The organism is Methylobacter luteus IMV-B-3098, assembly GCF_000427625.1.
Classification (GTDB): domain Bacteria; phylum Pseudomonadota; class Gammaproteobacteria; order Methylococcales; family Methylomonadaceae; genus Methylobacter; species Methylobacter luteus.
The window spans coordinates 284,970-300,584 of record NZ_ATYJ01000014.1; the positions used below are offsets into that span (position 1 = coordinate 284,970).

Below are 15,615 nucleotides of genomic sequence, written 5' to 3' on the forward strand. Positions count from 1 at the left end.
TAATAATTAAATAGTGATTGTGCATACTAAATTAACTACTTATATTTTTCATGCAATGCGGTGAATTTTTTATGGGCATTTTCTCGGTAATACCCCGTTTCCATGTAGCCTTTATCAAAATAATATAGCCACCGATCAAGCGCACTAGTTATACCAAAATTATCTCTTTCAGCATCAACACCTTTTAAAAATGCCGCAGGATCATATACCCAATCTTCAGGGTGCCAGGACTGATCTCGTCGTCGAAAAAGCCAGCCACGTCCAGATGCCCAAGGTAAATCATAAAGATCCTTAATGAATCCCTCTCCCGCACAAAAAACATCAATTGCTGGTCGCTTTTTCCATCCATGAATATGAACGGACCGATTAAGTGTAATGGCAATACATGCCGTTAAGTCTGCTCGTGATTTCCAGTACTTGTTAACCCAGCCACTACATAAATGATAACGAACCACTGGTTCATTACCGATATAATCAATTTCTTCTTCCAAAACTAACAAGGCATCATTTTGCTTTGAAGAATCAGCCGATAGCACCAACTTGGCCATTACTCGATGCTTATCATCGGCAATAAGTTGATCAAGAAACTCGGCATAATCTTCCGGATGTTTATAAAAGTCGTGTGTCTTATATATTTCTTCGTCAACACCTTCCAGCCATTCCAATCGAACCGCAAAAAGCTCACTGACAGATTGCAGCATTTCATGCGTTAGTTTGAGCAAAAGCTTTTCATTGCTTGCAACATCAGCCAGCGTTAAGCCATGCCCAAAAAAACGTGGAATTTGATTGCGATGAATACCATGTTTTTCGAATAGGCGGACAAATCGGCTAGCGATTGAATCAATTTCATGGGATTGTCTATCAGGCATAAAAAGATTCTTAAGACGCTCCAAAATAGATAAGGCGGCATCAATCTGATCAAGCATGATCTTATACCTTCCCTTTTCTCACGTTACTATCCATAAATTCTTTACCAGCCCCGGCATCAGTTTTTTACCAAACCATACACAAATAACGGACGATCATCATCCCCTCGTCAACAAATCAAACACAATCTGTGAAAATTTCGCCGCTTTGGCCGGATCGGATAACAACTGCATCATCTGGTTCTGATGCGCCGCACTGCTATCCAGTATCGCGTCGTCAATAGCCTTTGGAAAGTCACCCAACATGGCCTGTTCAGGGGTATTATTGTCGATCTGCTTCATGACCAGTTCGTTTTCACGGACCTTGTCTCTGATGGTATAGGCGTAATTGACCAGATCTTTTTCAGTGAGCTGATCGGTAATAAACAGATCATTCAATCGGCTGATAATCTGCGAGAGAAATTCTTCCTTTTTATCTTTTGGTTTCGCACTACCCAAGCCATCGCCCGGTTGCAGATATTCAGCTGAATCTTCTTTCAGCTTTAAATCCTGTTGGTGAATTTTTGACAGGCGGTAATGGCTCAGCAGTACGTTATCCAGATCAATTTCATCGTCATCAGGCACTGTTTCACGCAACAGGGGACGCAGATGCCGCGCATATAAGCTCAGTTTTTCCAACTCCTTGTCATCATAATCCACGATCTGCGACATAAACTCATAAAAGCGCACAAACGTGCCCAAGTCCTTCTTAAATATTTCCAAGGCATCCTTCTCCTGCTTACATGACTTAAAGCTGTTCTCCGCATTGGTAATTAATACCGCATCCCCTGTTTTTTTAGTGCGCTCAAACATGTCCTTGGCTTGCTTGTACGCAGAAACCGCTGACTTATAGCGTTGTTGCCAGCGTTCGACTGCCGGTTTGCAGATATTGGCAATCGCCGCATTGCTTTTACTTTTCTGTAAAAATGCCGCACAGAACTGCTCGACCTCATGCCAGTGAAAAATCCCTGCCGCACGCAGTTTATCGAACAGGTCAAAGATGAGATTAGGATCGGAAACATCCGCTAATTCAGCCGTTTGATAGTAAGGCTGAAATGATTTGAGAATGTCTTCAGGCTCATTAAAGAAATCCAGTACAAAAGTGCCGATTTCCGCCTTGCCAGGATAGGTACGGTTTAATCGCGACAGGGTCTGCACGCATTCCACGCCCCCCAGTTTTTTATCCACATACATGGCGCAAAGCTTGGGTTGATCAAACCCGGTCTGAAACTTATTAGCAACAATCATGACCTGATAGTCGTCAGAATCAAAGGCTTTTCGCATATCACGGCCTTTAAGATTCGGATTCATATTATGCTCGGTAAATTTTTGGCCCAGTAAATCTTCGGCATCAGGGTCTTTATCGCTAAATTCGACTTCACTGGAAAATGCCACCATGGCATGAATCTTTTTATAGTCTTTATCAGCAATATACTTATCGAAAGCCAATTTATAGCGTACCGCCTCTTTGCGTGAACTGGTTACGACCATCGCCTTAGCCTGGCCGCCTAACAACCCCATCACATGGTTTTTAAAATGTTCAACAATCACCTGTACTTTTTGTGAAATGTTGTAATCATGCAGGCGTACCCATTGATTGAGTTTGACTCTGGCTTTTTTACTTTCAACTTCCTGGTCGGCTGCCTGAATTTTTAACGCCAGGTTATAGGCCACTTTATAGTTGATGTAATTTTTCAACACATCCAGAATAAAGCCTTCTTCTATTGCCTGACGCATGCTGTAGACATGAAAGGCTTCCGGTTTATTGGTTTTAGATGGCGCTTCGTTCGGGTTCGGCAATCGGCCAAATAATTCCAGCGTTTTGGTTTTGGGTGTTGCGGTGAAAGCGAAATAGCTCAGGTTATTGGAAGCGGGCCGTGCAGCAACAGTAGCATCCAGAATATCTTCGGTGGAAAGCTCTTCATCCCCTTCCTTGGCCTCCAGCATCAACACTTCCTTTAATTGGCGTGCCGTAGAACCGGTTTGTGAGGAATGCGCCTCATCGGCAATGATCGCGTAATGCCGTTGTTTTAAGCTGATGCTGTTCTCGATCGCTTTTAAGACATAGGGAAAGGTTTGAATCGTGACAATAATAATTGGTTGTGTGTTTTCCAATGCGGCTGCCAGCTTTTCTGATTTGGAACCCTCGCCTTCCTTGTTATTGATGCGCCCGACTACGCCATCCACATGCTCAAACTGATAGATCGTATCCTGCAACTGGGCATCCAGCACTGTTCTATCCGTAACGATAATCACCGAATCAAACTGTTTATTGCCTTTCTGATCATAAAGTGACGATAACTGATGCGCGGTCCAGGCAATGGAATTGGATTTACCGGAACCGGCACTGTGCTGAATCAGGTATTTATGCCCAGGACCTTCCGTTCGTGCCGCATTGATCAGTTTGTTAACGACATCCCATTGATGATAACGCGGAAAAATCAGCGCTTCTTTTTTATATTTACGTCCATCCCACTCTTCTTTTTCTTCAATCTCTAAATGGACAAAGCGGGCAAGAATATTGAGCAGATTGTCGGGCAATAACACCTCGTTCCATAAATAATCCGTGGCGTATTGGTTAACATCCTGCGGCACATCATTACCGGCACCGCCATCTTTAGTGCCCTTGTTAAACGGCAAAAAGAATGTCTTTGCGCCTTCCAGTCGCGTTGTCATGTAGACTTCGTACTGGCTGACCGCAAAATGTACCAAGGCACCGCGTTTAAACGTCAGTAACGGCTCCGGGTTTTTAGTGACGGGATCGACAGGAAGGCGCGTAGTCTTGTATTGCTTAATGGCATTCTGTACCGCCTGCTTGAACTCCGACTTCAATTCCAATGTGGCCACCGGTAAACCGTTCACAAACAGCACCAGGTCAATACGCCAGGCTTTGGCTTTAGTGTCGGTTTGTGCCAACTGCTCTTCAGTCGCCCAAGGGCTGTAGACTAGCTCCGGCACGACACGGAGACGGTTCTTTTTATAGCGCGCCCAGGTATCGGGATTTAATTCATGTTCCGGCTTAAACTGGCACAGGCTGAAACGAGTACCACGATCACGCAATTCATGCCGCAACACACCCAGAGTGCCAAAGGTACGCATCTCTTTATTGACGGCATTGGGGTCGGCTTTATTCAGCTGCGAGGCGACACGCTCCAAGAACTTCTGCTCGGGGTTATGAGGGTATAAGGCGCAGAATTTCTGCCACTGCGCATCCTGAGTCTCTTGCACAAAGCCTAACAGGTCTTCCGCATACAAAGCCAATTCTCGGTTGTAGTTTTCAGGTTTGCCCAATAACCAGCCATTAGCGGCTAAATGACTAGTTATTTCATTCTGAAATATAAATTCATTAGCTTTGTTGCTCATCAAAATTCCATGGATACCCCAAGTGACTGGAGTTCAAGCTCTTCATTGATAATATATTTCTCAAGCTCTTTTGCTAGACTGAGCTTACCAATTTTTCCTAACCCACCCACCACTTCATTTATAAAGTTTGATTTAGAAAACACATGAAAAAAGCTTTGTTTTTTCGCTTTTTCCAATCGTTCACCAGTCAAACCCTTAAAGTCACGCTGATGATAGTTATACACAAAATCAAATTCCTCACTGTAGCGATGATCACGCGATATATAGAAAATTGCGCTTAGTTCAGCAATAGCATCTGCACTTAACTTATCAGTCAACGCTGCTAAATATTTATAAGAAGGATCTGGTTTTATCATTCGAGCAAAACCTTCAATCTCTCTATCAGCTATACGTTCTTTTTTAACATCATAGGCTGTTGCCATTACTTCACGTAATAACTCTTCATTTAAAGAAATAAAGTCATGTTCTATGCCAATATTTCCTGCAAATTCTCTATGATTCTTAATGAAATTAACTGCTCTTGAAAATGCGTTATTACTTAAACCCAAGTTTTTACGCCAAAGTTGTTTAACCTTTTCGAAGTCTTCACTTTTAGCCCAAGTTTTATACGATGGCAGTTCAATTGAAAGTTGTCGCAGTTCATCACGATTCATCTCTTTAGTAAAAGCATTGAGATTGCGCTCATCAACGATAATTCTGATAAGTTCAAAGAGTTTTAGAATTTTCTCGTCTAAATAATAGACCAGCTTGCCCACTGTAATAAGATCAACAATGAATTTGCCCTCTAACGTTTGCACACCTTCAACATTTTTAGGGTAACGAAAATCCTGCGCATCTGGATCTGCTTCGTCAAACTGCTTAACAATCGGTTTTACGTTTTCAACAATTATTTTCAAACGACGATCGAACTGTGTTTGTATCTCAAATAAATGCCAAAGCTCTTTTAAACTATGGCCATGCAATTGCTTTTCATCTGTTTTAATATCACATTCATTTAGCTTGGTAAGAACATGCTTAATACTCAGCTCGATTGCATGCCTGGCAGAGTAAAGAATCGGATGAACCAATGTATCTCTCTCATATAACAATTGTTTTTCAAAAATTTGGCTGAGCAATATTTTTGCTGCTTGTAAATAACCCTCAGCATATGTGTGCAGATTATGAAGACTATTATTCCCCACACAGGCGTTATAAAGACTTGAATGTGTTGGTGTAAAAATATCTAATTTTGTTGGATCAATTTCAGACATCAGACTGCCCATATTTGCTTTTTGGCTTCCAATTGCGCACATCAATTTTACCGGTAACAGCAGCGGAGATTAAGGCAGTGCGGCGTTCATTCAATAATTGAATTTGCTTGTCGCAGTTTTCAGCAAGCTTATTCATTTTTACCAAAACTTTTTCAATAAAATCTGCTATTTCTAACATCTCAGATTCTGGGGGTTGCGGCAGAATTGCCTTTTTAAGATCACGGATATTTATACCTTTTACCGCTGCGCCTAATGATCCAATCTCCAGCTGGGAAAATACCGGCGTAGATTCCATTACATATTTCAACCAAATATTGTGAACTCCTTTTTTGGGAGAAATTCTTGCTGCATCTTGTGTTAAATTAGCGCCTTCAATTTCCTTGGGGACAATTTCAACATCACCTATTGTTCCTCGAATAGAGTAAACCAAATCACCTTCAGCAAGACGACTTCTTGCATAATTTGACTCAATTTCATACGTTGTTTTACACAAAGAATCCAGATTTAACCTTCCAGGTTTAACGTCCCCCCCTTTAACAATTGCCACGCCATCATCAACATTAGGGCCTGGTAAAACAATTCCGTACATTATTCTTCTGTTCTGATCTACCAAGTGAGTTAAGTATGTAACACCCCAATGCTCTGGTATTTCACCCAACCATTCAACACCTGAATCACGCATGGGGACATTAGGATGTAAACCCTTGGTCACCGCATGACTAATGACCACTTGGCGTTTTTCCTTGAGCAGTTGGATCAGCTGCTGTTGTTTTTCGATCAGGACATCGATTTTGGCGGTTTCATGATCGAGGAAATTGGCGATAGCTTCTTGTTCAAAAACCGAAGGCAGCACTAGAGGTATAGCCCCAAATTGCTCATATGTAATGGATTTGCCGTCCCTTAAGCTATCTGTTGTTGACTGTAAGGCCGATATAAATGGCTTACTCTTAAACAAGTATCGATAAAATGCAGAAGCAATGTCTTTGATCGCATTTAATACTGTGTAGGCAGGTGAAACACATCCTTTGTAGCTACTATATTCAATCCCGCCCTCAAAACTTCTTAAGCTTATTACAAAATCATTTTTCTCAACATGCCTGAAAGAGCTTGTCCCGTTTAACGCAAGCATCACCTTAGAGTCATTCAGCTTCATCATCAGTGACTGAGGTATCACGCCATATTTCTGGCTGGCGGCAAGTTGCTCATCCTGATCTAAAGCCAACTCACGGCGATTCTTAAAAACTCTTTTACCATCAAAAACATTCCAATGATTCGGAATATTGCCCAACCACTCAACCCTTGATTCCTTATATTCAGGATATGTCTGATATTTCCCTGACATTATGAATGCACCTCTTGCAGTAGCTTCATAATATCGGCTGAAACCGCGTCCAGATCCGCATCAATATCGGCTAAATCCCGTGGCAGCTGATACTGGTAGAAGTGCCGATTAAACGATATTTCATAACCGACGATACCGATCTCCTGATCCTTGTCGTCTTTTTTACCAGCATCTATCCAGGCATCGGGCACATGCGGTTGTACTTCTTTGGCAAAGTAGGCTTCATTAACTTCATTAACTGATCTGGAAGGATCAAGGACAACATTTTCATTATCGCGCAGGTCACCATCAGCCTGGTATTCGAGCACTTGGCCATTGACTTCAAACAGACCATAGATCGGATTGGCTTTGCCCTTATGCACTTTTTTGATGACTTTTTCGGCAACTGGGTTTTTCCAGCTCACCGCATCCGTTATTTGTTTTTTCTCTTTGGCATCTAAGGTAATGGATTGTTTTTTACAGGCGGCTTTTACGGCATCATCAAAACCGTTCATATCATCGTGCTGCGCTGTGCCAATAGCCTGTTGCAATTGTCTGACTTTCAGCAGGACTTGTTTTTGGTCTAGCCAGGTTTTGCGATCCAGCAAGTCTTTAATCTGTTTTTCTTTGAGCTCGGCAAAATGTGTTTTGATGTAGTTGCGGATGGCCTCTTGATGCTCTGTCAAATCACCATACAGTTCGCAACCTCCATCATCTGACCAGCTTGTGCCGTACTCGTTATACGCCCATTTCATGGCTGCATTTAAGGGGCCAGGGGCAAAGCGACACTCGGCAATGCGTTCATCATTGAACTGATACGATAAGCGCAGAGGACGCTCAATGGTGATACGCCGATAGCCGAATTCATAGGTGTTAAAAATTTTGCTGGCAAAGGTTTTGGGCACTTCGGTTTTTGCGCTGTCTGATTGGCGACCGCGATTGCTTTTCTGTTCAGCAGGTTTATTCAGCTCACGGGCATCAACCGCTTCAAAATGCCCAAAAGCACGGGTAATGGTGGCGATGTCTTCTTCATCCATGACATTGCGTTTAGAGCCTAAAGACTTGCGCATTTTGCCGCATAGGTTGACACCATTGATCAGCTGCACTTTGCCTTTGCGCTGTGGATCTTTTTTGTTGGATAGCACCCAGACATAAGTAGAAATGCCGGTGTTGTAGAACATGTCGGTGGGCAGCGCGACAATGGCTTCCAACAGGTCGGCTTCGAGAATATAACGGCGGATTTCCGACTCACCGGAACCAGCGCCACCGGTAAACAGCGGTGAGCCGTTCAGGATAATGCCGATACGGGCACCTCCTTCCGAGGCATCTCTTAGCTTATTGATCAGGTGCAACAGGAATAACAACGAACCGTCCGATACTCTGGGCAGGCCCGGCCCAAAGCGACCCTCAAAACCTTTAAGTGTGTATTCGTCTTTGATGTCCTGCTCAATCTTTTTCCAGTCAACACCAAACGGTGGATTGGAAAGCATGTAATCGAATTTATTGGTGTAGAGTTGATCATTCGACAGGGTATTGCCCAGTTTGATATTGCTAACATCCTGGCCTTTGATCAACATGTCGGCTTTACAGATGGCATAACTCTCAGGGTTGAGTTCCTGGCCAAAAGCGCGCATGACTGCCTGCGGATTTAACTCATGTACATATTCCATGCCCGAGGAAAGAAAGCCGCCCGTGCCTGCGGTGGGATCATAGATAGTGCGGATAATGCCCGGCTTGGTTAAGGCGTCATCATCTTCCATAAACACCAGTGAAGTGGTCAGACGGACAATATCACGCGGGGTAAAGTGTTCTCCGGCTGTTTCATTCGAGCCTTCCGCAAAACGACGGATCAGTTCTTCAAATACCAAGCCCATCTCATAATTGGAGATTGCCTTGGGGCTTAAATCGGTTTGCCTGACCTTTTGCACGATTTTGTAGAGCAGGTTGGCATCGTTCAGCTGACCGATAAACTCGGCAAACTTGAAGTGCTCAAAAATCTCGCGAGCATCTTTAGAGAAACCTTGAATATAGGATTCCAGGTTGCTCTTGATACCGGACTCACCCAGTTTGGAAAGATCCATTTTTGAGATGTTAAAAAATGACAAACCTCCGGTGGCGCGTAATAGCAATTTCTCCTGCACCTCTTCCGGCAAGCCCATTTTCAGGACTTTATCATGCTCGGCCAACACCTGCTCCTTGCTTTCTTCCAATACACATTCAAGGCGGCGCAATAGGGTAAACGGCAGGATGATACGACCGTACTGGCTTTGCTTAAAATCACCGCGTAATAAATCGGCTAGGGACCAGATATAGGCCGCGAGATTGTTGGTTCTTTGAGTCATTACTACCTTTCCAATAAATACTAAGTCCAGTCTGGTTATTTTTCCGTAGACGCTGGGATTTGTTGTTGGCTCACTTCAGGGCAATACCCTTCCATAGTGTTTTGATGCTTAATCAATTCCATTTAAACTGAGTTTAGCCAATCAGGGATACTGTTATCATGAGGATGCATCATTCTGTTCAAATGATGCAGCTTGAATTAGTCTTGATACCGAGATTTAAATTTATAGGTATGAATATCAAATACTGCACAGACTGCTCTCTCTTGCTTTGGAATTACGTGAATCAGAACTACCGCAATTTTTTCATATTTATCTAAAAATTGCTGAGTAATTACTATTTTCCCAAGCAAAGCCTTTTTATTTAGTTAATGTGTTTACAGACCGCACAATCAATGTCTGTATAGGGCTCATGTCGGAAGATTCAGCCTACCTATCGTTGATAGACTTTAATCTCGCTTTCATGCTTTTTAGGGATGAGTACGGTAATAAGGCTACGAGCGGGTGGAGTTGACTGCCAGCCTTCCAGCCTATTTTAAGCGTTTAAGTGCTATCTAATTTCTTTTCTGGCTTACTCCTGTTGTCATTCAACTGTTGAATGATATCGTTTAGCCACTGCTTAGTAGCTTCGCAACTTTCCTGTGACGGCTGCTGTTCATTCTTTTCTAGCTGATGAACTTCAAGCTTTGCCAATCTAGTTTTTAGGCTCATTTTTTGACTCCAAAGCTTCAACTCGTTTGATTAGTTCATCAATTTCAATGAGCTTCGCCTGATATGATAAAGTCGTAATCAGCTGACTACCTATGTCCGGTGGAATCTGTCCTGCCAGGGTGGCATTAATGATTTCATGACCTTGCTCTGTCAGTGAACCATTTACTGGTAAGGATATGGGCATGGCTTGAGGCTTCAAGGATGGACATACTCTATCGAGCAATACTTTTGCTGCAGTTACATCACCACTCTTGGCAAGATTGACCAGGGTGTTGATGATATCAGGCATATCCTCAGCGATAGCTTTTCTAAGCAAGGTGGCGTGGGTTTTATCTTTCGGCCTACCCGCTGGATTTCCGCTTTGACCGGGCTTAAATTTTTGTGCTGCCATATCTGTTCTGCTTCTGCATTTATCAGGGAATGATCAATTTACCTGACATATTAAAGTTGGTTTTTCATTGCCATCAGTAAAAACCGAAGGTATCAGCCAGCGCGATGAACACTCCCAGCCAAGCGCTAGTGTAAAAAAACAGCGAGACCATTTGCCATAATTCCCACAATTGACCGTGGAGTCCCTGCTTGATGATGGTGAAGAGATCGACCGGTACATGAACGGATGTTTGCATAGATTTTTGCATGACGCATGCCTATGGTTAGATAGGCTATATTATAACATAATAATATTATTATGTTTAGCATAAGCAAAACCAATAAAGCTTAACAAAGCACCTATTCCGACCCGTTTTAGTTTAGCTATTGGTGTGATATGGCTACACTAAACCGGACACAACATGCCATCACAATAGGAGCATGTATTCCGTTCTACGATTACCCAATCTGATTACTTTGCCCCATCCAGGAAAAGTAATGGCTCTTATTCTACCTGGACGGACTCATTGCCACTCATAGCTGGAACTTGTGTTATGTTCTACGATTACCCGTAGTGTTGATTACCTTGTCCTTGCCAAGAATGAATATCATTAGCTGTTCCATTGCATGCAACATTAATCCTGTTTTACCGGCACAATTACATCACATAAATATTTTTCTGAAGAATGCAATAATTTACTTTCACCCCTACCACTCTCTAACACTTACTGTATATGAATAATGTTATTGGAATGATAGGGAGTAATTGCTGACTTCCAATGGGAAAAATTTACCTATTTTAATTAGTTAGTTGGGTAAATTTTACTCATCTTAATTGATGGTATTTTAGCGATGATAGGATTGATGCAAGCCTTAGCTACTGATATACAGCAGTTTAGATAATAGACAACGCCAGATTAGAACTGCTGCCATCGGCCAGGAACGAACGGTCCAATTTCGGATTAATCGTTGGGACGAGTAACATCAATCACAACAACTGCAAGTCTGATTTGGTCATCAACCTTTATGAGTGACTGCAAAGCATTTTCTAATTCTTGTGCAGTATTCGGTTTTTTTAGCGGTTGCGGCGGCTTAGGCATACGAGATAGACGTTTATCGCCAAACCAAAATACCAAATAAATACCATAACCTTGGGCCAGTGGATCGCGGGTATATAATCCACCAAGTTGGTTTTCGCATGCTTCCCATATATCCGGATGGTAGTCTCGCTTTATTTCAATCGGTAATTTTTGCTTAGCTGAATCTAACAAAACTATGTCAGCGCGCTTATCGAGAACCATATGACCTTCAGGTTCTACACTAATTTCTAAAGGCGAAAATCTTGGCCTCAACAAATCGATCAATCGATCTCGACAGCTTTCTTCAGATTTTGGAGTGGTAATCTTCCCGTAAGAATCCTCATTCCAAAAACCTTTAAAAATATCGGTATTTTCAGTACGAATTCTGTTCGCCACATCTTTTAGATGCTCAATAGTTAAGGCATGAAGGTCGGCAATATTCGCCGGTTTGCGATTAGATAGTACGTCAATGGCTTGTTGCCAACTGAGTTGAACAAATAGCTGCTTCCTATGCAAAGCCGCTTGATTGGTAGACGCATGCTTTAAATAGTCCCGATAGCTATCCAATCCTGATTCATGGACTAATCGATTTAAAGCGCCAATTGACTCGTTATCAATTTGTGTAGACAGCTGATTTATTCTTTTTTTTACAAAATCTGCAGCATCCCATGGATTTTGAGTACCATGCGTTATACCAGTCGGATGCTCAACATTAGGGAACCGCTTACCAACTAAACGAATAATAAAGTCAATTTGTGCAGTTGAAAGTTTATAAGGTTGGTTACTGTCGTCATCGGAGCGGGCATGACCAATAATCCCTATTAATGTCCGGATAAAATGCTCACGCTTTGCCACGCACTGAGCAACCATCTCTTCAAATTGATTAAAATCAATTAGAAAGCCGGCGCATAGCCACAATGCTTTTTGCTTTAACCGGACTCTGGCAAATGGTTTCAGTACGGATTGGATAAGTAACAGCAGGTCTTCTTTAATTTCAGGAAGAGTAATAGCTGTTAAAAGCAGAGTTTCTAGGGCTTCTGGTATGGCGTTGGGATAATCGGTTAATAATCGTAGAACGATTGGCGCTCTGGTATCTGCGAGTTGCGAATGCTGGCAAATCTCCCTAATACCATACACATAATCTCTTTTCGTTTTTAACAAAATTTCTATGACTTCCAGATAGACAGCTTGCACTAATTCCGGTCTGCATTGAAAAAGAGCTTGTTGCCAATCTGGTTCAATTTGTCTATGTGTATTGCCTTCCATCTGATAAAAAGGCGAAAAAAGCAGATTTATGGCTAAAACAGCTTTTAGCACCTGTTCCGAATAAGCAGTGAGATCATCCTGTTTGCGCCAACATTCAGACATTCCAGCTAAAATAGAATACCACCAATGCTGGTATTTACCTTGACTATATAAGTTTGCTATTTCCAACGGCGTAGGCAGATCATTCCGGTTAAGAACGGCTTGTAGCCCCTCCACAGCAACATCTACATTTTGCCTTCCTAGTTGCTGTTCTAAGCGTTCTTCAGGTGTTAAAGTACGATCAACATCTGTAAATCTTGCAAAATAAACTTTTGCTAACCACTCCGCCCAGCCCAAATGCTGACCAGTGCGAATTAAATCCAGTTCTTGCTCAAAATTACTGCGATTTTTTCGTTGGGTGTTTCGCTGTTTTTTCTTGCGATCAAAAGCTTGATTAATATGTTTCCAACGCCAATCATGAACTTCTGAGCAACAGGAACGTAACAATATGTCAGCTAATTCGGGATGTGAACTACCATAATCAAATAACAAATTAAAAAGTTCGAGATTCGTTGTATTCTTAACTATCAAATTCAAGGCCAGCTCAAAAATGAATTGTTCTTTTTCATTACAGTATTCTTTTTCGGCAATTATAGAAAATGCCGCATTGATAATTAGCTCTATATCAAATGCGCATCTAACTGATTCCTGAAAGTCATACCAAAATCCCCAGATACTGGTTAGGTCATTCAGATCGCACAAGGCGATGTTGAACAGAGCTATCACATATTGTTGAATCGCGTTAAGCCAATCTCTATCTTCATCTTTATTGATACTGGGGCTCGGGCTGCATTTGAGCTTTGAAAGCCATAACCAAAGCCTGTTAACGTCGATTTTGTCTGTACCCAATAATGTACGTTTTAAGATTTCATAGACAAAATACTCGACTTGATAATTTTCTGTAAATTTATCCGAATCAACCTGCGTTAGCCGATCAAGAAGTGCCGGTAGCTCAGCAAGTGGCAAAGAATGACTTAAGTCCCACAGCTCGCTTATTGAGTAATTTTGAAAGTCTCGGTGATCAATGCAATCGCTAATAAGTTGAGCGATGTCTTCAACGTTAAAATGCCCTTCATAAATCCAGGTCATCGCTTTTGCTTTTAAACGAAGATTGTTATCACTGGTTTGAAGCTCTTTAATTGTTTTAACGACAAGGCGCTCTCCATCCGGAATAGCATTTATTAACCCTTCAAGAGCACCAGATCGTTCGGCATAATGTGCATTGTTATCGCAAAGAATTCGCAGTAATTCATCTTTAAGTTCCGGCTGTTGCTCACCATGTTGGATAGCATTTAGAACAATAGAGAGCAAATGAAATTGTCGAGGTTGTCCTGATAATATGGCTTTAAATTCGCTCGCCATGTCCGGTGTCGATAACACTCCCAGCGGTTCACTTGTCCAATCTTGGGCGCGAAACCAGGGATCTTTCTCTGAAAGCTTCACCAGCGCATTAAGGAGCATTTTGCGACTGGACTTTGAAAGACAACTGACATCACCAAGCACTAAAACACCATAAGGGTCACTGACCAGCAAAGCATCGGTATGTTCAGGTAGCAATTGCACGAGCCACGCATACAAGCCCCGCAATTCCGGTGCCGGATAATTATCAATGCCTAGCCAGCAACGGACACGGCTAATCGGTAATCCCCCTTCCCGAATAGATTTCACTAACCAGCATGCGGCTAAATATTCAGCGATAGTCCGGTGGGAATAATTAACATACTCTTGCTGTTGATTCACTATGACAAAGGCGCGCTTAGTTAGCGCAGCTAAGACAGCATCTGAATCTGCCGAATAAGGAATGTCTGTATAAGAATTATTGCCACTTTCTAATAAAGAAATCCCCTCAACATCAGCAATCAACAAGGCAGCACATGCCGCACCCGCTGCATCTTTAAGTTCATTAAGTTTATAACTCGCCAATGGTTTACGCTTGTGCATATCGTTATGTTCAGTCAGCAGTAAACGAGTAGCGTTCTCATACAATTCTTTTTTACTATTCGGCCATCGCCCATCTTTTATTACTAGATCGGATAGCATTATCAGTGTTTGCGGATTGGCCAGCAGTGTGCTTACGCCTTTTTCACAAGCTTTTTCCCTAAATTCGTACGGATCATCAATGCCTTTTCCGCTCAGTATCTGGTCTATTTCTTTCTCAGTAAGTGCTTCAAGCGCTACTACACAATAGCCGCCGTTAGCTTCAAAGTAGGGTTTAAATAATTCGAGATCTGTCTCACCAAGCCAATCCGCTGCCCGGCAAGATAACCGAACTTTTGATGGCTTAATTTGTTTGATATTCCTGATTATCTCGTCGATTGAATTAGACTGATCGACACGTGATCGTTTTTCATCGAGCGCATCAATATACAGAGGCTTATTGGCATAGGACTCATCGGCATAAACTGTAAAGTTTCTTGCGGTTATGCAATTACCATGTTCATATTGGCTTGCATTATTAAAGAGATAAGTCTTGCCAGCACCTGGTTCACCTAACAATACGATATTAGGTATTTTTAGAATATCGCCAAAAGTCAGAGCATTATTATTTTCAATAGAGCTATCATCTAGCTGAATTTTTTTAACTGGGCGATTTAACATGAGCCAAATTTAATGGTGGTTATTACAAACTGCGACAAATACTATGAATGATATACCATAGCTTGTTTCAAAATATAACTTTGCCTGACCTTTAAGCGAACTGAGACGGTCAATGTTAGATTCAATCCAGACTAATGTTTAAAACTGTCAGATCAAGTTCAGAGTTTTACAAAAAGCCTGTTGCCGTCATACAGCCACCGGATAAATTAACAACGGCATTACCTAATAAATTTATCCTAAAATGTGCTACGCTCTACGTTATAGATCAGGTGTCGGGTCTGAACCGATAAAAAAAATAAGTATGACATACTGTTCTTCATAACATCATGAGTCGTTAATTTGCTTTATGGCATAATTAAATTGTTCTTCTGATAA

9 protein-coding genes are annotated in these 15,615 nt (G+C 42.0%); all 9 read right to left on the reverse strand.

Annotation, left to right across the window (positions count from 1 at the left end; all coding sequences use genetic code 11):
* Positions 1-35: 35 nt before the first annotated feature.
* Positions 36-926 (reverse strand): hypothetical protein, encoded by an 891-nt coding sequence (locus METLU_RS0101440; protein WP_027156669.1) that lies wholly within the window; start codon positions 924-926, stop codon positions 36-38.
* A 99-nt stretch (positions 927-1,025) separates the two neighbouring features.
* Positions 1,026-4,268, reverse strand: a complete 3,243-nt coding sequence (locus METLU_RS0101445) for a type I restriction endonuclease subunit R (protein ID WP_027156670.1) — start codon at positions 4,266-4,268, stop codon at positions 1,026-1,028.
* Complete coding sequence (locus METLU_RS0101450; RefSeq protein ID WP_155920376.1) at positions 4,268-5,518, reverse strand: hypothetical protein; 1,251 nt, start codon at positions 5,516-5,518, stop codon at positions 4,268-4,270. The genes METLU_RS0101445 and METLU_RS0101450 overlap by 1 nt, the downstream gene beginning before the upstream one ends.
* Positions 5,511-6,860 carry a restriction endonuclease subunit S gene (locus tag METLU_RS24225; protein WP_051299726.1) on the reverse strand — a complete coding sequence of 450 codons (1,350 nt, stop codon included), beginning with the start codon at positions 6,858-6,860 and terminating at the stop codon, positions 5,511-5,513. The genes METLU_RS0101450 and METLU_RS24225 overlap by 8 nt, the downstream gene beginning before the upstream one ends.
* Positions 6,860-9,181, reverse strand: coding sequence for a type I restriction-modification system subunit M (locus METLU_RS0101460; protein WP_027156672.1), 2,322 nt, complete (start codon positions 9,179-9,181; stop codon positions 6,860-6,862). Before METLU_RS0101460 ends, METLU_RS24225 begins: the two co-directional genes overlap by 1 nt.
* Before the next feature lie 540 nt (positions 9,182-9,721).
* Positions 9,722-9,889: a hypothetical protein gene (locus METLU_RS27705; RefSeq protein ID WP_155920377.1), complete on the reverse strand. Its 168-nt coding sequence runs from the start codon at positions 9,887-9,889 to the stop codon at positions 9,722-9,724.
* Complete coding sequence (locus METLU_RS0101470) at positions 9,873-10,280, reverse strand: DUF5681 domain-containing protein (protein ID WP_027156673.1); 408 nt, start codon at positions 10,278-10,280, stop codon at positions 9,873-9,875. The genes METLU_RS27705 and METLU_RS0101470 overlap by 17 nt, the downstream gene beginning before the upstream one ends.
* A gap of 73 nt (positions 10,281-10,353) precedes the next feature.
* On the reverse strand, positions 10,354-10,515 hold the full coding sequence (locus METLU_RS27710; protein ID WP_155920379.1) for a hypothetical protein: 162 nt from the start codon (positions 10,513-10,515) through the stop codon (positions 10,354-10,356).
* A 705-nt stretch (positions 10,516-11,220) separates the two neighbouring features.
* Positions 11,221-15,240 (reverse strand): NACHT domain-containing protein, encoded by a 4,020-nt coding sequence (locus METLU_RS0101480; RefSeq protein ID WP_027156674.1) that lies wholly within the window; start codon positions 15,238-15,240, stop codon positions 11,221-11,223.
* Positions 15,241-15,615: the final 375 nt, after the last annotated feature.